The sequence below is a fragment of the Aquirufa sp. A-Brett2-W8 genome, from assembly GCF_054558755.1.
Window position 1 is genome coordinate 58,174 of the sequence record NZ_JBPXKS010000010.1, and the last position, 17,475, is coordinate 75,648.

Annotated in this window: 17 protein-coding genes and 1 tRNA gene; 14 read left to right on the plus strand and 4 right to left on the minus strand. The window is 39.8% G+C overall.

The window, feature by feature from the left end:
- Positions 1–4 precede the first annotated feature (4 nt).
- The 9 genes from ACST13_RS10620 (at position 5) to ACST13_RS10660 (ending at position 9,928) form a co-directional block, all read left to right on the plus strand.
- Positions 5–1,198 carry an argininosuccinate synthase gene (locus tag ACST13_RS10620; RefSeq protein ID WP_459523174.1) on the plus strand — a complete coding sequence of 398 codons (1,194 nt, stop codon included), beginning with the start codon at positions 5–7 and terminating at the stop codon, positions 1,196–1,198.
- 1 nt (position 1,199) lies between these two features.
- The gene (gene argC, locus ACST13_RS10625) at positions 1,200–2,141 is read left to right on the plus strand and encodes an N-acetyl-gamma-glutamyl-phosphate reductase (RefSeq protein WP_459523175.1); all 942 of its coding nucleotides are present in this window, start codon (positions 1,200–1,202) and stop codon (positions 2,139–2,141) included.
- Between the two features lie 215 nt (positions 2,142–2,356).
- The gene (locus ACST13_RS10630) at positions 2,357–3,481 is read left to right on the plus strand and encodes an aspartate aminotransferase family protein (RefSeq protein WP_459523176.1); all 1,125 of its coding nucleotides are present in this window, start codon (positions 2,357–2,359) and stop codon (positions 3,479–3,481) included.
- 97 nt (positions 3,482–3,578) lie between these two features.
- Positions 3,579–5,696 (plus strand): peptidylprolyl isomerase, encoded by a 2,118-nt coding sequence (locus ACST13_RS10635; RefSeq protein WP_459523177.1) that lies wholly within the window; start codon positions 3,579–3,581, stop codon positions 5,694–5,696.
- A 60-nt stretch (positions 5,697–5,756) separates the two neighbouring features.
- Complete coding sequence (gldG, locus tag ACST13_RS10640; RefSeq protein ID WP_459523178.1) at positions 5,757–7,415, plus strand: gliding motility-associated ABC transporter substrate-binding protein GldG; 1,659 nt, start codon at positions 5,757–5,759, stop codon at positions 7,413–7,415.
- Between the two features lie 120 nt (positions 7,416–7,535).
- Positions 7,536–8,660 (plus strand): DNA polymerase III subunit beta, encoded by a 1,125-nt coding sequence (dnaN, locus tag ACST13_RS10645; protein WP_459523179.1) that lies wholly within the window; start codon positions 7,536–7,538, stop codon positions 8,658–8,660.
- 176 nt (positions 8,661–8,836) lie between these two features.
- On the plus strand, positions 8,837–9,250 hold the full coding sequence (locus ACST13_RS10650; protein ID WP_459523180.1) for a thioredoxin family protein: 414 nt from the start codon (positions 8,837–8,839) through the stop codon (positions 9,248–9,250).
- Between the two features lie 47 nt (positions 9,251–9,297).
- Positions 9,298–9,600 (plus strand): nucleotidyltransferase family protein, encoded by a 303-nt coding sequence (locus ACST13_RS10655; RefSeq protein ID WP_459504566.1) that lies wholly within the window; start codon positions 9,298–9,300, stop codon positions 9,598–9,600.
- Positions 9,590–9,928, plus strand: coding sequence for a HepT-like ribonuclease domain-containing protein (locus ACST13_RS10660; RefSeq protein WP_459523181.1), 339 nt, complete (start codon positions 9,590–9,592; stop codon positions 9,926–9,928). The genes ACST13_RS10655 and ACST13_RS10660 overlap by 11 nt, the downstream gene beginning before the upstream one ends.
- Before the next feature lie 40 nt (positions 9,929–9,968).
- Here the strand turns inward: ACST13_RS10660 and ACST13_RS10665 are convergent, their stop codons facing one another.
- Entirely contained in the window at positions 9,969–10,781 is an 813-nt protein-coding gene (locus ACST13_RS10665; RefSeq protein WP_459523182.1) for a TerC family protein, read from the minus strand.
- A 148-nt stretch (positions 10,782–10,929) separates the two neighbouring features.
- Here ACST13_RS10665 and ACST13_RS10670 point away from each other — a divergent pair.
- Positions 10,930–11,004 (plus strand) — tRNA-Val (locus tag ACST13_RS10670).
- A gap of 161 nt (positions 11,005–11,165) precedes the next feature.
- On the opposite strand, the gene ACST13_RS10675 is transcribed toward ACST13_RS10670, so the two are convergent.
- Positions 11,166–12,128: a hypothetical protein gene (locus tag ACST13_RS10675; RefSeq protein WP_459523183.1), complete on the minus strand. Its 963-nt coding sequence runs from the start codon at positions 12,126–12,128 to the stop codon at positions 11,166–11,168.
- A gap of 468 nt (positions 12,129–12,596) precedes the next feature.
- Between ACST13_RS10675 and ACST13_RS10680 the strand changes: the two genes are divergently transcribed.
- From ACST13_RS10680 to ACST13_RS10695, 4 genes are all read left to right on the plus strand, one after another.
- A complete protein-coding gene (locus tag ACST13_RS10680) occupies positions 12,597–13,496 on the plus strand; it encodes a histone deacetylase family protein (protein ID WP_459523184.1) in 900 nt (299 codons plus the stop codon).
- A 39-nt stretch (positions 13,497–13,535) separates the two neighbouring features.
- Complete coding sequence (locus ACST13_RS10685; protein ID WP_459523185.1) at positions 13,536–13,925, plus strand: DUF2237 family protein; 390 nt, start codon at positions 13,536–13,538, stop codon at positions 13,923–13,925.
- Between the two features lie 83 nt (positions 13,926–14,008).
- On the plus strand, positions 14,009–14,341 hold the full coding sequence (locus ACST13_RS10690; protein ID WP_459523186.1) for an Lcl C-terminal domain-containing protein: 333 nt from the start codon (positions 14,009–14,011) through the stop codon (positions 14,339–14,341).
- Between the two features lie 110 nt (positions 14,342–14,451).
- Entirely contained in the window at positions 14,452–15,165 is a 714-nt protein-coding gene (locus tag ACST13_RS10695; protein ID WP_459523187.1) for a YqjF family protein, read from the plus strand.
- A gap of 6 nt (positions 15,166–15,171) precedes the next feature.
- Here the strand turns inward: ACST13_RS10695 and ACST13_RS10700 are convergent, their stop codons facing one another.
- Both ACST13_RS10700 and ACST13_RS10705 read right to left on the minus strand, forming a co-directional pair.
- The gene (locus tag ACST13_RS10700; protein WP_459523188.1) at positions 15,172–15,366 is read right to left on the minus strand and encodes a hypothetical protein; all 195 of its coding nucleotides are present in this window, start codon (positions 15,364–15,366) and stop codon (positions 15,172–15,174) included.
- Positions 15,367–15,664: 298 nt separating this feature from the next.
- Positions 15,665–17,365 (minus strand): DUF4268 domain-containing protein, encoded by a 1,701-nt coding sequence (locus ACST13_RS10705; protein ID WP_459523189.1) that lies wholly within the window; start codon positions 17,363–17,365, stop codon positions 15,665–15,667.
- Positions 17,366–17,475: the final 110 nt, after the last annotated feature.

Consider the following 17,475-nt stretch of genomic DNA (forward strand, 5'->3'; position numbering starts at 1 on the left):
TAATATGAGCAAGCCTAAAGTAATTCTAGCGTTTAGTGGGGGTTTAGATACCTCCTTTTGTGTGAAATATTTAACCGAAGAGCGAGGCATGGAAGTGCATTCGGCGCTCGTGGATACGGGTGGATTTTCGCCGGCGGAGTTGAAAACGATCGAAGAGAAAGCTTTTTCTTTAGGCGTTACGTCGCACGTGACTTTGGACGTGGTGGAGGAATATTACCAGGATTGCTTGAAGTACTTGGTTTTTGGCAATGTCTTAAAAAACACTACCTATCCCCTTTCTGTCTCTGCTGAGCGTGTTTTTCAAGCTACGGCAGTCGCTAAGTATGCGGCCAAATTAGGAGCCAAAGCCATCGCGCACGGAAGTACAGGCGCGGGAAACGACCAAGTTCGTTTCGATGTAGTGTTCAGAATCCTAGCACCAGAATGTGAGGTAATTACACCCATTCGCGACTTACAATTATCGCGGGAAGATGAAATTGAATTTTTAAAGTCAAAAGGTGTCGTTCAAGAATGGCATAAGTCGACTTATTCGATTAATAAAGGCCTTTGGGGCACGTCAGTAGGCGGAAAAGAGACCTTGACTTCGGACGGATATTTACCGGAGAAGGCTTGGCCTACGCAATTAACAAAGACGGCGCCTGAGAAAATTAGCTTGCAATTCGAAGCCGGTCAACTGGTCGGTTTGGATGGAAAGAAATTCCCTTCGACCGTGGCAGCGATTCGTGAGTTAACCGAAAGAGCGGGTGCTTTTGCGATCGGCCGTGACATCCACGTGGGTGACACGATCATTGGGATTAAGGGACGGGTGGGCTTCGAGGCTCCGGCACCTTTGATCATTATTAAGGCACACCATTTATTAGAGAAGCATGTATTAACAAAACACCAATTGTATTGGAAACAAAACATCGGTGATATGTACGGAACCCTATTGCATGAAGGCCAATTCTTAGAGCCAGTGATGCGTAATTTCGAAACATTCCTGGCGGATTCGCAAGGAAATGTGACGGGAACGGTTTACGTTACTTTAGCGCCTTACCAGTTCCAAGTGACGGGAATGGAATCAAAATTCGATTTGATGTCGTCGGTTTTTGGGGCCTATGGCGAAATGAATAAAGCTTGGAGTGGAGACGATGTGAGAGGATTCTCGAAGATCGTATCTAACCAAACCATGATACACCGGAAGGTTAACGAAAAATAAGATGGCAAAGATCGGAATCGTAGGGGCCGCAGGCTACACGGGTGGAGAATTACTAAGAATCTTAGTGAATCACCCTGACGTGCATTTGACTAGTATTTTATCGAATTCACAGGCAGGAAAATTGATTTCTGATGTGCATACCGATTTATTGGGCTCTACGCATCTTCGATTTGTTAAAGATCTAACCCCCGTAGACGTCCTTTTCTTATGCTCTGGCCACGGCGAATCCAAAAAATTCTTAGCCGAAAACGACATTCCTTGGCATACGAAAATCATCGATTTGAGCACGGACTTCCGTGATGAATCCGATGGCTTCGTCTATGGTTTACCGGAGTTCCAAAAAGAGAAAATCCAATCTGCCAATAAAATCGCCAACCCAGGTTGTTTCGCCACTTCGATCGAATTAGCCCTTTTGCCGCTCGCAAACGCAGGATTAATCACCGAAGACGTGCACGTTTCTGCGATAACGGGTTCCACTGGCGCAGGTCAATCGCTTTCGCCTACCAGTCATTTTTCCTGGAGAAATAATAATGTGAGTGTGTACAAGGCGTTTACGCACCAGCATTTGGCAGAAATTAAACAGACTTTAGGTACTCAACAAGCCATCCATTTTATCCCCTACCGCGGCAATTTCTCGCGCGGGATCATGGCGAATGTATACACGCCTTACAGCGGAACGCAGGATCAGGCCGAAAAATTATACGAAGATTTCTACGCGAATTCCCCTTTCGTTTTCCTCAGCCTAGCAGCAGTCGATGTGAAACAAGTGGTGAATACGAACAAGTGTTTTCTTCATTTGCAGGTGCATGAGGGCCAAATCATCATCAGCTCCGTAATAGATAATTTAATTAAAGGCGCCTCCGGCCAAGCGATTCAGAATATGAATTTGATGCTGGGGTGGGAGGAAGATTTAGGATTAAAATTAAAAGCCGTGGGGTTTTAATTTTAATCCTAAATCTTCCGCAAAGCATAAAGAATAAAGCACAAAGAATAAAATTAAAGCATAGAGCACAAAGCATAAAGAATAAAGATAGAATCCGCTTCGCGGATAAGTTCATGAAGGGTTTTAACTAAAGTCTAAAAAATGAAGCCATAGGCTCATTTTTTAACCACCTTTATTCTTTGTGCTCTATGCTTTATTCTTTCAAATAAAAATAGATGAACTTATTCAACGTATACCCCCTATACGACATTGAGCTTGTAAAAGCGAAAGGAAGTACCGTGTGGGATAAAAATGGACAGGAATACCTGGATTTATATGGAGGTCACGCGGTGATTTCCATCGGGCACTCGCATCCCACCTACGTGAAGCGAATGACGGAACAGCTTCATCACATCGGCTTTTACTCGAATTCAATCATCATTTCTGGGCAACAGGAGCTAGCGGAGAAGCTGGGTCGCGTGTCGGGGTATGATGATTATACGTTGTTTTTGACGAATTCTGGTGCGGAATCGAATGAGAATGCGCTGAAATTAGCGTCGTTTCATACGGGTCGTAAGAAGGTGGTTTCCTTTACAAAGGCTTTCCACGGGCGAACGGCTGGGGCGGTGGCGGTGACGGATAATCCGAGCATTGTGGCGCCTATTAATGATACATCGCACGTGAGTTTCTTGCCATTTAATGGTGTTGAGGGTTTGGAAGAGGGGATTACGGAGGAGACAGCGGCGGTGATTGTGGAAGGAATTCAGGGTGTGGGTGGTATTCAGGTGGCGAGTGATGCATTTTTGCAGGCGTTGAGAAAGCGGTGTGATGAGACGGGGGCGCAGTTGATTTTAGATTCGGTACAGTGTGGATATGGTCGTTCGGGGCAGTTCTTCTCGCATCAGTATGCGGGGATTCATCCGGATATGATGACGACTGCTAAAGGTATGGGCAATGGCTTCCCTATTGGTGGGGTGTTGATTGCGCCGCATATTAAAGCGAGTTATGGTTTGTTGGGAACGACTTTTGGAGGAAATCATTTAGCGTGTACGGCTGCAAATGTGGTACTGGATGTGATTCAAGAAGAAAAATTGATTGAAAATGCGGCTAAGATTGGTGACTATATTCAAAAAGAATTAAAAGGCATTCAGGGAATCACGGAAGTGAGAGGTCGAGGTTTGATGATCGGGATTGAAGTGGAACAGCCTGTGGGGACTGTGAGAGATGCTTTATTATTTAAAGAGCATATATTCTGCGGTTATTCCGGAAAGCATACGTTGCGTCTTTTACCGAGCTTAGCGATCGATCAGAAAATTGCGGATCAATTTTTACAGAGTTTAAAAACAGTTTTAGCAAATTAACCCTTGCTTTTGAACTAGAAATGTGATTATTTTGCGTTTCTTTTGTTCAAAACACAAGAGCAAAAAAGAAAGTAAAAACAATTATTTATCCTTTATAATGGCATTAATTACAAAAATTAGAGAGAAGTCAGGAATAGCGGCGGCAGCAATTGCTATCAGTTTAGTTTTGTTCCTAGTAGGAAGTGATATTTTCCAAGGCAATTCATCTTTATTCGGGTCTAGCTCGCAAGAAGTGGGTGTAATCGCGGGTGAGAGCATCCTGATTCAAGATTTTCAAAAGAAAGTAGAAGAAGCTACGCAGAATTACACAGCACAAACGGGCAAAGGCCCATCTGAGCAAGAGTCGAGCATGATTCGGGACCAAGTTTGGAACCAATTAATCTTAGACATCGCTTACAAAAAAGAATTCGATGCCTTAGGAATCAAGGTTTCTGACGAAGAATTAATCGACATGGTGCAAGGAAATAACATCCACCCATCGGTTCGTCAACAATTCACGAATCCACAAACGGGTCAATTCGACAAGACTTTTGTGATTCAGTTCTTAAAGAATTTGAAGACTTTGCCAGTGGAGCAGCAACAAGCATGGGATCGTTTTGAGAAGTCAATCGCTCAAGATCGTCTTCGTGCTAAGTATGAGAACTTAATGCGTATGTCTAATTTCGTAACTCAGGCGGATGCAGCGAGGGAATATCAAGCGCAAACGGCGAAATTCAACTCGAAATTCTTATTTGTTCCCTTCTTCTCGGTAGCTGATTCGAGTATTAAGGTGCAAGAATCTCAATTAGAAGAATATTTAGCGAAGCACAAGGATGAGTTCAAAGGAACGAACACGCGTTCGATTCAATATGTAACTTTCCCCGTGATTCCTGCGAAACAAGATACGGTAGAGTTTTATAATCAAATCAAGCAATTAGCGAAGGATTTAGCGGTAGTGCAAAATGATTCTGCTTTTGCAATGTTGAATTCAGATGTGCGTACTCCTTATTTAGTTTCTTATTCGGAGATTCCAGAGGATGTTAAGACGCAATTAGCGACTTTCCAACCGGGTGGTATCTATGGCCCTTTCAAAAGTGGCTTAACGTATTCGATCTATAAATACGGTGGCGTAAAGAAAGATACATTGTTCACGATGCGTGCTAGCCATATCTTAATCGCACCAGCGAATAAGACGGATTCGGCGAAGGCGCAAGCGAGAACACGTGCGGAAGCTGTTTTGGCACAAATTAAAGGAGGCGCGAGCTTCGAGACTTTGGCCCAAATGAATGGAATGGACGGCACCGCACAACAAGGTGGTGATTTAGGTTATTTCAAAAATAATGGTGGAATGGCTAAGTCATTCGAGAAAGCTTTATTCGGTTTTAATGGCGCGGGTTTAATGCCAAGTGTAGTAGAAACAGAATTCGGTTTCCACGTGGTGAAGGTGACGGATGCGAAAACGAATACGAGCTATAAGTTAGCAGCGATTAATAAAACGATTGCTCCGTCTCAAGCGACGATGGACAAAGTGTTCACGACTGCTGATGCGTTTGCGAATGCAAATGGCAATTTAGCTTCGTTCGAAGTGGCTTTGAAAAAAGATAGAAACTTAATCATGATGCGTGCTGAGCGTTTGACGGAAAATGCCTCTGCAGTTAATAATTTAACGAATGCACGTGAAATCGTACGTTGGGCATTTGATGATAATACTTCCCTAGGCGATGGTTCTAAGAAAGTATTTGAGCAAGATTCTCAATACATCGTGGCTTATGTAACAGGCAAGTCTGATAAGGAAAATGTGAAAGTAGAAGACTTCCGCATCGAATTAACGTCTTTAGTTCGTAACCAATTGAAAGGTGAAATGATCGCTAAGAAATTAGCTAACAAGACTGGTTCATTAGAGCAAATCGCACAGGCTTATGGCGCGGGTGCTTTAGTAGAAAACGTGCAAGATGTTACGTTAGCTGGCGGTATGTTAAACACAGCTGGTCCTGATGCGGTGGCCTTAGGTCGTATTGCTGGTTTGAAAAACGGTAAGCGTTCGAAAGTGTTCGTAGGAGATAATGGTGTGTTTATCGCGGAGAAAACAGGTGAATTAACTGCTCCAGCTCTAGCGGATTACTCTAGCTTTAAGAATCAAATCCAACAGATGAACACACAACGTTCATCGTTCTATATTAACGAAGCGATTAAAGAAAATGCGAATATTGTAGACAAACGCTACAAGTTCTATTAAGATTTTTTAATTTCGATTAGAAAAGCATTCTGTAAAGGATGCTTTTCTTGTTTAACACGTATGATCAAACACTGGAAACGTTTTAGCGCTTTTTACCTGATCGGAATCGGAGTCCTTCTGATCGCGATAAGCCCCTTCGTGCGCGGACGTTTCGACCTGAGTGAGGATGGAAAGTATACGCTGAGTGAATCGAGCGAGGTCATCTTAGAAAGCATCGATGCACCGCTTTTAGTGCAAGTCTATTTAGGCGGTGATGATTTACCCGGAGGTTTTAAGCGACTGAAAAAAGAAACGTTAGACTTACTCGCAGACATGAAATCCGTGAGCTCGACTAACATTGAAATAGAGGTCATCGATGTCTATGATGAATATCCGACAGAGGAAGCTCGGGCTACCTTAACCCGCCAGCTGGATTCCTTAGGCATTCCGCCTACGAACCTCGTGCACAAGGACAATGGCAAGCAGGTGCAGCAGCTTATCTTCCCTGGTCTTGTTATTTCCAAAGGTGCCCTGAAAACTGGGGTGCTTTTGTTAAAGGGAAACAAGTTAGCTAGCCCGGAAGAGATCATTAATCAGTCGATTGAGGGCTTGGAATTTGAAATCGTGCAGGGGATTCAGCAATTGCTGCCTCAAGAACGCAAGAAGATCGGTTTCTTCGTCGAATATTCGGCTACCCCGGCGATTGCTCAGATGGATCTCGTGAATAGCTTAAAACGCAAATATGACCTATTCCCGGTGGATTTGGCGGCCTCCCCTACGTTAGATGGTTTGGATGCCATCTGTGTTTTGCAACCGACCCGCGAATTCAGTGAATCAGATGCCTATAAGATCGATCAGTTTATTGTCAAAGGCGGTAAGGCTTTGTTCCTGGTGGACGGTGTGAAAATCGATACGCTGGAGAACCAAGGTCTAGCCATCAGTCCGCGCAAAACAGGTTTGGAAAATATCCTCTTCCATTATGGTCTGCGTTTAAACGCGAACCTGGTGAAGGATGCGCAGAATTCTGGCATGATTCCGCTCAAGGTGGGCAATATGGGCAATAAGTCGAATATTCAATTGATGCCTTGGCCAGCTTTCCCGCTATTAAATGGAAATCCTACTTTCTTGATCACGAAAAACTTAGATGCCATTTATGGTCGTTTCGTTTCGAGCATCGATACCATTTCTGGGGCCGCGACACGTAAGACGCCTTTATTACGCACCAGTCAATATACGCAGGTGGCGAAAGCCCCCTCCCTTTTATCGTTTAGTTCTGCTGGCAAGGATTTTGACCCAGCTGCTTACAATGCCGGCGTTCAAACGGCTGCTTATCTAGTGGAAGGAAAATTCGAATCTGCTTTTCAGCATTTGACACAGGATACAAGTTTTGTGGCTTCCGGCAGCACCGAATCCGCGATTATCGTCGTGGGTGACGGAGATATCGCCTTGAATGGCGTGGATTATCCATCACAGCAGTCGCTTCCTTTAGGTTTTGACCCGTTTATGAAGAATACCTTCGCGAATAAAGACTTTCTATTGAACGCCTTCGCGTATTTAATTGATGACAATTCGCCATTATTAGCTCGATCTAAGTCGATTACCTTGCGTCCCTTAGATAAGGCCAAAATCCAAGCAGACGGCACCTTCTATCAAGTCATTAACATCGCGGTGCCGCTACTTTTTGCGACGCTGTTAAGTTTAGGAGTTGTGTTTTACCGAAAGCGGAAATTCAATCGGTAAATACATATGCTAAATACATATGCCAAAAGCTTTGGTAGAAAGCCTAAATTATTTTAACTTCAAGGTTTGAACGGCATCCTGTCGAAAACCCTTTTACACGTATCATAAAGCTAATATATAATGAAGTTTCTAGTCGCCTCTAATGTCTTATTAAAGCAATTATCAGCCATCAATGGTGTGGTTGCTAGCAATCCTATCATTCCTATCTTAGAGAACATCTTAGTGGAATTAGAGGGCAATACCTTGATCTTAACGGCATCAGACTTACAAACGGTGATGACGACGCGTTTAGAAGTGGAAGGATTCGAAAACGGATCGATCGCTTTACCGGCGCGTTTATTGTTAGAGACTTTACGTAGCTTACCAGAGCAACCAGTGACGATTTCGGCGGATCAAGCGACTTTTGGCGCTGAGATCTCCACTCAAAACGGTCGTTTCAAATTATCCGGCGAAAACCCGATCGACTTCCCACGTATCCCAGAAGTAGCAAAGAATCAAACGATTTCTTTGACCTCTATGGTTTTAGGAGAAGCGATCGCAAATACTTTATTGGCGGTTTCTAACGACGATATGCGTCCAGCGATGACCGGTGTTTTAATCCAAATGATGGGCGATCACACGAACTTCGTAGCTACTGACGGTCACCGTCTAGTGCGTTACCGTCGTAATGACATCCGTCCGGAGGCACAGAGTAGTTTGATATTACCTAAGAAGGCTTTGGCCCTATTAAAATCCACGCTACCTGCAGACGACACGAATGTAACTGTTGAATTCAGCGCATCGAACGCTTTCTTCAGCTTCCAAAGCTTCTCGCTTATCTGCCGCATCATCGATGAGCGCTTCCCAGAATACGAGAACGCCATCCCGAAAGAAAACAACGAGATCTTAACGATCAACCGTTTAGAGTTCTTGAGCTCGGTAAAACGTATCTCGATCTACTCGAATAAAACAACGCACCAAATCCGCTTGAAATTGTCAGCAAACAAGCTAACGCTTTCAGCAGAGGACTTGGATTACTCAAACGAGGCGAACGAGGTGCTTGCTTGCGACTACTCAGGAAAAGACATGGAGATCGGTTTCAACGCAAAATTAGTTTCGGAACTGTTGAGTAACCTAGGCGCGAAATTCGTAGACATTAAATTAAGCGAGCCTAATAAGGCTGGTTTGATTATTCCGTCGGATCAAGATGAGAATGAGGATGTGCTTCTTTTAGTTATGCCGGTGATGTTGAATTCATTTAATTAATCCGCAGGATTAATTAAAGAATAAAGCACAAAGAATAAAGCATAGAGTAGGAATCCCCTACGGGGATAAATTCAGAAGTGTTTTTATCACTAAATTATAAAAATGATGCCGAAGGCTCATTTTTATCCATCTTTATTCTTTATGCTTTGTGCTTTATTCTTTAAAACAAAAATGTTATGAAATACTTACTAATTGCCCTATTAGCCATCTCGTTAACCACAGCTGCTCAAGACGAACCCGCTGGTGTACGTTTCTTCGAAGGAAGCTTCAGGCAAGCGATGGCCAAAGCCAAGAAAGAGAACAAAGGCATCATGTTCGATGCGTATACGACTTGGTGTGGACCTTGTAAGGTATTAAAGACGAATGTATTCCCTAATAAAGAATTAGGCGCTTACATTAACGAACACTTCGTTTCTATCGGTGTGGACATGGAAGCGGGAGAAGGCCCAGCCTTAGCGAATATGTATCCATTAGAAGGTTATCCTACCGTCTTCTTTTTAGATGCCTCAGGCAAGGTTAAGAAGAAAGTCTTAGGCCTGCCGCAGGGTGGCGCGAAAGAGCTGCTGGCGATAGCGAAAAGTATTAAATAGTTTGATTCGGCATTGATTTACGTTAAGTTTACGTTCTAATTCCTATTATGAACACGCTTACAGCATACAAAAATGAAATCAATGCCCTTTGTGCAAACCACAAAGTAAAGAGCCTGTATGCCTTTGGTTCCGTTCTAACGCCTCAATTCAATTCTCATAGTGACATTGATCTACTCGTTGATTTTGATGATGTAGATGTCAATGAATACGCTGACAATTATTTTGATTTCAAGTTCTCCTTACAAGAGATTTTTAATCGTCCCATCGATTTACTAGAGGCACAAGCCATCAAGAATCCTTATTTTAAACAAGTCGTTAATCAAACTAAGGAACTTGTTTATGGATATTGAGATAAAGGCGTGGCTGTACGATATATTAAATTCTATCATGGAAATTGATAGTTTCTTTACTGATATCCCCAAAGAATATAACAGTTACAGAAACGATATTCGCACCAGAAGAGCGGTTGAAAGAAATATTGAGATCATAGGAGAAGCTTTAAGTAGAATTATGGCCAAAGATCCTACTATTGAAATCACCAATGCTCGCAAAATAGTAGACACTAGAAATAGAATCATTCATGGCTACGATTCTGTGTCTGACGAAATTGTCTGGGGGATTGTTATCAACCACCTTCCCATCCTTCAAAAAGAAGCACAAGACTTGTCTGGAGAATAATCTACATATAACAAAAAAGCCCCGATAAGGGGCTTTTTTGTTATATGATACCCTCGCGTTCCGCCTGGTTCTTCATATCATTTATCGCCACCTTCTTCGTGCTGCGCTTGCGCATCTGGATGTTAATGAATTCTACGAATAGGGAGAATGCGATGGAGAAGTATAAGTAGCCCTTAGGGATCTGGCCAATGGAGTTGCCTAGGATGGTTAGTTCGGAGTCGTGGCTCGCTTCTGCGATCAGCATGAAACCGATCATGATTAAGAAGGATAGTCCCAAAACCTGTAAGGACGGGTGATTGTTCACAAAGCGGCCTACAGGGCCCGAGAATCCCATCATAATCAACGCAGATACAACTACGGCGATAATCATCACCGGCATATTATTGGTTAGGCCTATGGCCGTTAAGATGGAGTCTATGGAGAAGACTAGGTTAATGAGGGCGATTTGTGTCACGACCTTGCCTACTGAATTAATGGCTTTCTTCGTGGTGGAGATTTCTTCCTCCTCTCCTTCTAGTTTGTGGAAGATTTCATTTGTCGCCTTGTAGATTAGGAATAAGCCACCCACAAATAGGATAATGGCCTGGCCTGATGGCGCGGCTTTAAACCAGGGGGAGTCGATGTGCATGAACGGTTTTTGGAGGGAAATCAAAATCGAAATACCGAACAACAGGATTATGCGGAAAATCATCGCCAGCAAAAGACCGATATTGCGTGCCTTGCCTTGGTCCTCTTTAGGTAAGCGCGAGGCCGTAATCGAAATAAAGATGATATTATCGATTCCTAATATGATCTCCAAAAACGTCAATGTCAATAAACTGACAATACTATCCACTGTGAGCAATGATTCCATATAATTATTTTTCAGCCGTAAAGATGGTGTGTTTCAAGCAGATAATCAACGAAAAAGGCCTCTGAATCAAAAAAAATCACCTTTTTTCAAAGACCCATTTGCATATTTTAAATTAAAATAAGATATTTGCAAACCAATTCAAGAAAATGGTCCTATAGCTCAGCTGGTTCAGAGCACCTGCCTTACAAGCAGGGGGTCCTAGGTTCGAATCCTAGTGGGACCACAAAAACCACCTCAAACGAGGTGGTTTTTTTATTTTACGGCTTTAGTAGCAGAGTGAGTAGCAATTGGGTAGCATGAGAGGGGATTTTAGATGAAATTCGGATTTGTTTAAAAAACACTTCCAAAGGAATAGAAGCTAGTGGGATTCCATTTTCCCTATGATTACCATGTTTTAAAACTTTGTTCTATACCGTAGGCTATCCCTTTCGAATTAATCGCATAAGCCCGATAGTAATACGTGGTATTGCTTTGTAAATCTCGGATATCCACCTCGAATGTCCCCAAATCCAATCCAGAAATTATTTTAAAATTTGAAACGGTGGGATTTGGTTGTAGACTGTAACAAATACCTCTTTCCTTGATATTTGATCCTCCATCGTTCGTAACTGCGCCACCAATTCTAACGGAATTAGACATAACCAGTATGGGCTTATCAGTAATGACCGAAGGCAATTCTAAATCTGCTGTCGTAAAATTATAGGTGTTTCCATATGAAATTCCCTTTTCATTTATAGCATATGCCCGAACATAGTATTTTGTACTTACTTTCAATGAGGAAATAAAAAAAGTGTATGACCCTAGTCCACCTGATAAATCTGAAAATTTTAAATCTAAAACAGTAGGCGTTGGATTTTCTCCCACAACAAATCCCCTTTCAGTCACATTACCTCCGCCATCTCCTGAAACTACACCCCCTAAATTAACCGTTGTATATCCAATACTTTTAGGTACATCGGTCGATATGTTTGCCAAATTATAGTCGGCCGTGGTAAAACTTTGAACATCACCATAAGCAGTACCCTTAGTATTGGTTGCGTATGCCTTATAGTAGTATTTAGTATTTACAGGTAGTTTATCTAATACAATGGAATAAACTCCTTTTCCGTATCCCGATTGGACTTTTAAATCACTTACAGAAGGATTTGCATTCTTTTCACTAAAAACAAACCCTCTATCGGTTGTTGCTGAAAATCCTTCATTAGTAACCTCACCGTTAAGAGTAGCATTCTTTAAAGTAACATCAGAAGCTACCTTTGTGATTACTTTTGGTGGGTTTTCTGGCTCCTCAGTTTTGCAACCTGAAAGAACTATTGAAAAAAGTATAAAAAGTTTTAGAAATCGCATACCATTTAAACTTTAGTTTGATTAACAATTTATAGAATAAAATTCTGCTATTCCAATGATAATTACTCGTTGTTGGCAATTAGATACTTATATTTTAAGGCCGTAGTATCAAAACAAGTAGCACGAGAGGAAATTTCGATTGAAACGAGAGTTTGTTTGATTTTAAACGAAGTTGGAAATAACCCCTTTATCGGTCAAATTTTTTTGACGATTTACAAGGAAAAATCTTGTTGGGAGAGATATTAAAAAATAAAAAATCAAATAAATATAAAATGACGTTTACAAACCTTTTGTAAAATTATCGGTTTATAATATTAGGTTGTTTATATATTATTACCATGTTTTGCTCATAGAATAACAACCATAATATTTTGGTTTGGTATTACAAAAAGGGAATAGGGTTTAACCTTCTCCCTTTTTTGTTATTTATTGAAGAGGATTTTGAAAAATCTATTATAATCATCAATTATGATAAAAATCGCTTTTAGCCCAATCTATTATCATGAGCTGCCAGAGGGACATCGCTTTCCCATGTTAAAGTATGAGCTTATACCTGAGCAACTACTTCATGAGGGTACCATCAGTCGGGATAATTTATTTGTCCCAAATAAGTGTGATAAGATGGATATTTTACGAACACATGATGTAGATTACTATGAAAAATTAGTCAATCAACAATTAAGTCCTTCAGAGCAAAGAAAGATTGGATTTCCGCAGTCTCCAGCATTGATTGAACGTGAATTAGTAATTACCCAAGGGACGATTGATTGTGCCTTATTTGCCTTAGAACATGGATGTGCATTAAATATCGCTGGAGGAACACATCATGCATTTGCCGAACGAGGGGAAGGTTTTTGTCTCTTAAACGATATGGCAATCGCCGCAAATTATCTTCTTCACAAAAATCTTGTCAAAAAAATAGTAGTAATAGACTTAGATGTTCATCAAGGTAATGGCACAGCAAAACTTATGGAAAAAGAGTCTAGGGTTTTTACTTTTAGTATGCATGGCAAAAATAATTATCCATTTCATAAAGAAATATCAGACTTAGATATACCACTACCAGATGGCATTACGGGCCAGGCGTATTTAAAAATTCTAGATAAGACATTGGTGACATTATTAGATACGGTACAGCCTGATTTTATTTTTTATTTATCAGGAGTAGATATTTTATCAACTGATAAATTTGGAAAGTTTAATGTCAGTATAGATGAATGTAAACAAAGAGATGAGCTTGTTTTAAAAATGGCACATGACAATAATATACCTGTTGCAATTGCTATGGGTGGCGGTTATTCACCTGATATCAATGATATCTTACAAGCCCATTGCAATACATTTAGAGCTGCTGCTAGTTTATTTTAGTTAAAAAAACATAGCTTTATACCTATAAAAAATCCCCCAATGACCCTACTAAATAATTCTCTCAATGTTTTCAACGAGCCTTTGCTGATTTGTGGAACCAGTCCGATGACGGGGGCCTATCGAGATGGTTGCTGTAACACGGGTGTGAATGATAGAGGTACGCATACGGTTTGTGCTGTGGTGACCAATGAATTTTTACAGTTTTCCAAAAGTAGGGGGAACGACTTAACCGTAGATTATCCCGCATCTGGATTTACAGGTTTAGTGGAGGGAGATAAATGGTGCCTTTGTGTATCCAGGTGGATAGAGGCCTATCAAGCTAATGTGGCACCTCCCATCCTATTAAAGGCGACACATGTTAAGACCTTAGAGTATATCTCACTGGAGGAGCTGATGAAATTTGAATATCAACCTTTAACAAATGGCTAGGACCGATTGGAATTAAATCATAAATGATAAATAGTATAAAAAAGTTATTGCTTGCTCCGCTATTACTTATTCATTGTCTTATCATGGCACAAACATCAACTCAGACCATAGGCAACCCCATTAGAATGGGGAAATTAGAGGTGGCACAATTTGATTTCCCACAAAAGATGAATTGGCATGATGCAAAAAAGGCATGTGCTAGATTAGGTAAGGGCTGGAGTCTGCCCACAAAAATGGAGTTAAGCCTGTTGTATCAAAATCAAGTTAAGATAGGTGGTTTTTCAAACAGCTATTATTGGAGTTCGACTGAAACGGATATGGAGAATGCTTGGAGGCATAACTTTGGTTTTGGGATGAGTGGATTCGTTGCTGACAAGGACAATGAATATTTTGTTCGGGCTGTTAGAGTTTTTTAAGCCTATTAAGTGCCACTTTGTATTTATTTGGCCTTCTAATTTTGAATATCTATCACTACACGCATTTTCCTTTATTGAACAATTGATCTCTCTTATGTTGTTCTAAAAATATGATGAATACATTTTTAACAGCGAATTGGGAAAATCTAATCATGGCAAACTATGAGGTGGAACCCGCTATCTTAAAACCATATTTACCCAAGGGGGTGGAATTGGACTTTTACGAGGGTAAAACCTATGTAAGCCTTGTCGGATTTATGTTTAAGAAAACAAGTTTGTTTGGTGTGCCTATCCCATTTTTTGGCTCATTTGAAGAAATTAATCTCCGATTTTATGTGCAAAGGATGGAGGGGAAGAAAATTAAAAAAGGAGTTGTGTTCATCAATGAGACGGTACCATTTAAAATTGTTGCACTCTTAGCAAATAGATTATACAAAGAACATTATATTTCTATTCCTACTAAAAATTCTATTACCATCGGAGAACACAAACATATTAACTATGAGTGGAAGATGAACGATAAATGGAATTCATTGACAGTGGAATCGGATACTACTAAATATAAAATAGAGCCATTCAGTATAGAGGAGTTTATTTTTGAACGTTATTTTGGTTTTACTAAGTTATCGCCTTTAAGTTCACAGGAATATAGAATTCAACATCCTAAATGGAACACGAATAAAATCTTGAATTATACCATTGATTGTGATTTTAGTTCGATGTATGGAGAGGCTTTTTCTCACTTAACTAATCAAGCACCTAATTCTATTATTATGGCAGAGGGATCTCCAGTTAGTGTGGGCTGGAAAAGAGATCAATTTTAAGGATATTTATTCCGTGTCTTCTTTAGGTGTAACGCCCTCGTGATTTAGTTGATGTTTGATTAGTACTTTCACGTAATGCCTGTTTCGACGTTCTTTTTTAGCATCCGCTCTTTTACTATTTCGTTTATCCTTAACGATGTGTTCTAAGTCGTTTAGTGTCTCTACTTGTTTTACGTCGTTTACTGAAGTTCTTTTAGGCACGAGACTTTGTTTTATTTTTAATGACGGTAACCTTTCCACGTTCCACCGTATCTGTAATTTGCTTCTTTTTTAACTTTGTTGCAACAATCGGTACAAACAAAAATCCAATCTTTGCCTTTAGTTACCTGAACCCTATACAGTGTGGTTGCTTCTTGTTGACATAAAGCGCATAGTTTAGATTTCATAGAGAAAAAAAGCGGGTCTTCTTCAGATGCAATTTAAAATTAAAGGTTTTTTCTTTTATTCTAAACTGTCTGCTAATTAGGGACACTTACAAGTTCATTGCTGTCTAACCATATCACTTTAAATCCTTAATGTAAGGTTGAATAGCATTTTCAAACTTTGGTAAATACTCAACGAAAAACTGATTCATTCTTTCCCAGTGGTTGTCGTTAAATAGGTTTAAATCTTCTGAATTATATGTTATTGCACTCATTTTATTATCTGGTAATTCTACCCAGTTCAATGGTTTACCAAATGTTTGTTCAATAGCCTCTTTACTAATCATTAATTTTTTGAAGTAGGCTTTGTTCTTTTCTTTACTTGATGTAATAATGTCTAATTCAATTCGGATATGTGATTTTGTTATTATTAAAGCGTATGCTAAACCACCAATACCCGCACCCGTACTAAGCCAATAGCTTTTTGATGGATTCACATTATCAAATAATTTTGTGTTGCCTAAAAGCGGTAAAAGTTGTTGCCAATATTTTTTTCTTACGTTAAATCGGTTGGATTCATTTTTATTTTCTTCATTTGATGAATACTTAATCAATAATTCATCTTCCAATTCAAACAAAACAAGTATTTTTTTCAGAATTACAAATTTGGAGTTACTGTCAATATTTGATTCGATATACCAGCCGTTTACAACTTCTTGAGCTGACCTAAAATCCGTCGTTTCTCTAGTTATTTTGAACAGATCCTGATTGGTGATTAGTAGATGCATGTTTTTCTCATAAAGCCTGCGAATCACATAAAAAAACATTTGAGCAACATGTTCTTCTTCAACTTTGGTGTTTTCGAAAATGAAGTATTCTAATTTTTTGTGTGTCGGACTTTCAGCATCAAATATATTTTGCTCTTCCGATTCATCTATATCAGCTATTTCAATGTCCGGTATCTCCCAAATCTTTAAGAATCGTTCATAAATTATATTCAGCCTTTCTTCATACTCCGTAAGTGTCCATTTCTCAATAGACTTTAAATATGAGTTCAGCCAAAGTCTGCTGTAGTTATAACCTTGCTCGTTACCGTCAACATTCATTTGCTTTTTCTCCTTAAAGGATTTGTTACTCAATGCTCCGTTATTGCCTGATAGTGTTAAGTTGGCTATTGTGTTCAGATATTTTTCTTTTAACTGGAAGTAGTCTTCATGCGAAATATCATTGTTCCAATCATCATTCGGATTTTTAGGAAAAATATGTTCAATAGTTATATGCTCATTACTCGTGCTTACATATTCCCTATTGTTGTAATTCTCCAACATCTCAAACATGTAGTTTCTGTTTTTGGGTTGCGTATTGTAAAGATCCTTGTCTTTAAGGGATGTTTTCAAATCTTCATTACTCGGAAACTTTGCACTACCTTTTTTCTTTAATAATGCTTTTGCAATGCTTTCATAATACGCTTCAGTGTCAACTTCTGAGTAAAGTGTCATAAAGATTTTATTCAAAGCATTGGTTGGAAGCCCTACAATAAATCTTCTCCATGCGTAGCTTTGAACCAATTTTAAGACTTTTACCAAATCTTCTTTATTCAAAAAACCATTTTCGGCATCTTCAAACACTTGCAATAAAAATGGATAGGCAACATTAATTTCCAAGCGATTGATGTATTCTAGCTCTTTTCGTATGTTTAAATCTGAAACAGTGGAAGGATTTATAAACTTTCTATAATGGATGGAAAGTGATTTTATATTTTCCAATTCCTGATGATATGCTTCATCTTTTTTATTGGCATAAATACTTTTAAATTCTGCGTTGTAAATCGTCAGCAAAAAGTGGACCGATAGAGGTTATTTCTTAGGGAGTGTTTCCAAACAATTATTAACTTAACAAAATGGAAACAAGAAAAAAACAATCAGCAGAAAATTACATCAAAGACATC

Coding starts and splice junctions, on each gene's coding strand:
- ACST13_RS10620 (WP_459523174.1), top strand. CDS start 5: ATGAGCAAGCCTAAAGTAATTCTAGCGTTTAGTGGGGGTTTAGATACC.
- argC (WP_459523175.1), top strand. CDS start 1,200: ATGGCAAAGATCGGAATCGTAGGGGCCGCAGGCTACACGGGTGGAGAA.
- ACST13_RS10630 (WP_459523176.1), top strand. CDS start 2,357: ATGAACTTATTCAACGTATACCCCCTATACGACATTGAGCTTGTAAAA.
- ACST13_RS10635 (WP_459523177.1), top strand. CDS start 3,579: ATGGCATTAATTACAAAAATTAGAGAGAAGTCAGGAATAGCGGCGGCA.
- gldG (WP_459523178.1), top strand. CDS start 5,757: ATGATCAAACACTGGAAACGTTTTAGCGCTTTTTACCTGATCGGAATC.
- dnaN (WP_459523179.1), top strand. CDS start 7,536: ATGAAGTTTCTAGTCGCCTCTAATGTCTTATTAAAGCAATTATCAGCC.
- ACST13_RS10650 (WP_459523180.1), top strand. CDS start 8,837: ATGAAATACTTACTAATTGCCCTATTAGCCATCTCGTTAACCACAGCT.
- ACST13_RS10655 (WP_459504566.1), top strand. CDS start 9,298: ATGAACACGCTTACAGCATACAAAAATGAAATCAATGCCCTTTGTGCA.
- ACST13_RS10660 (WP_459523181.1), top strand. CDS start 9,590: ATGGATATTGAGATAAAGGCGTGGCTGTACGATATATTAAATTCTATC.
- ACST13_RS10665 (WP_459523182.1), bottom strand. CDS start 10,781: ATGGAATCATTGCTCACAGTGGATAGTATTGTCAGTTTATTGACATTG.
- ACST13_RS10675 (WP_459523183.1), bottom strand. CDS start 12,128: ATGCGATTTCTAAAACTTTTTATACTTTTTTCAATAGTTCTTTCAGGT.
- ACST13_RS10680 (WP_459523184.1), top strand. CDS start 12,597: ATGATAAAAATCGCTTTTAGCCCAATCTATTATCATGAGCTGCCAGAG.
- ACST13_RS10685 (WP_459523185.1), top strand. CDS start 13,536: ATGACCCTACTAAATAATTCTCTCAATGTTTTCAACGAGCCTTTGCTG.
- ACST13_RS10690 (WP_459523186.1), top strand. CDS start 14,009: ATGGCACAAACATCAACTCAGACCATAGGCAACCCCATTAGAATGGGG.
- ACST13_RS10695 (WP_459523187.1), top strand. CDS start 14,452: ATGATGAATACATTTTTAACAGCGAATTGGGAAAATCTAATCATGGCA.